This is a genomic window from Homoserinimonas sp. OAct 916 (assembly GCF_003260275.1).
Taxonomy (GTDB): Bacteria; Actinomycetota; Actinomycetes; order Actinomycetales; family Microbacteriaceae; genus OACT-916.
Window position 1 is genome coordinate 1 of sequence record NZ_QJHB01000043.1, and the last position, 722, is coordinate 722.

General features: G+C 63.2%; 1 protein-coding gene. It reads right to left on the bottom strand.

Features of this window, described 5'->3' with window-relative positions; translation table 11 throughout:
- Positions 1 to 89: 89 nt before the first annotated feature.
- A partial coding sequence (locus DL891_RS16595; RefSeq protein WP_111721591.1) for an ATP-binding protein occupies positions 90 to 722 on the bottom strand: 633 nt, incomplete at its 5' end.

Consider the following 722-nt stretch of genomic DNA (forward strand, 5'->3'; position numbering starts at 1 on the left):
CCACTCGATCGTGCGGTTCAGAGCCAGTGATCGTGCGGAAGAGAGCCAGCGGTGGTGTTGTTGGGAGCCACTGGCTCTCGGCCCGATCGTTAGGCGCTGGTGAGGGCGGTTTGCTCCCTCATGTTGTAAGTGCCGGTCTCGACCCAGACGGTGTTGTGGATGATGCGGTCCATGATCGCGTCGGCGTGAACACCGGAGCCGAGGCGCTGGTGCCAGTCCTTCTGCTGATACTGGGTGCAGAAGACCGTCGATGTCTCGCCGTAACGGCGCTCCATTAACTCCAGCAGCATTGTCCGCATCGATTCCGTCGGCCGGTCCAGCAACCACTCATCGATCACCAACAGAGTGAAGGCGGCATACTTTCGCAGGAACTTGCCGGCCCCGCCTGGTGTGTCTTGCGCGGCGACCCAGGCTTCCTCGAGGTCGGGCATGCGGACGTAGTGGGCGCGGATGCGGTGCTCGCAGGCGCGTTTGGCGATCGCGCAGCCCAGATACGACTTCCCCGACCCGGTGAAGCCCTGGAAGACAACATTCTGCTGCCGGGTCACGAATGAGCAGGTGCCGAGCTGGGTCAGCACGTGCCGGTTCAGACCGCGCTCGTCGAGCAGGTCGATGCGCCGCAAATCTGCGTTCGGATAACGCAGTCCCGCCCGCCGGATCAACCCGACAACCTTGGAATGCATGAAGGTCGAGTAGGCGTCATCGACGACCAGCCGGACCCG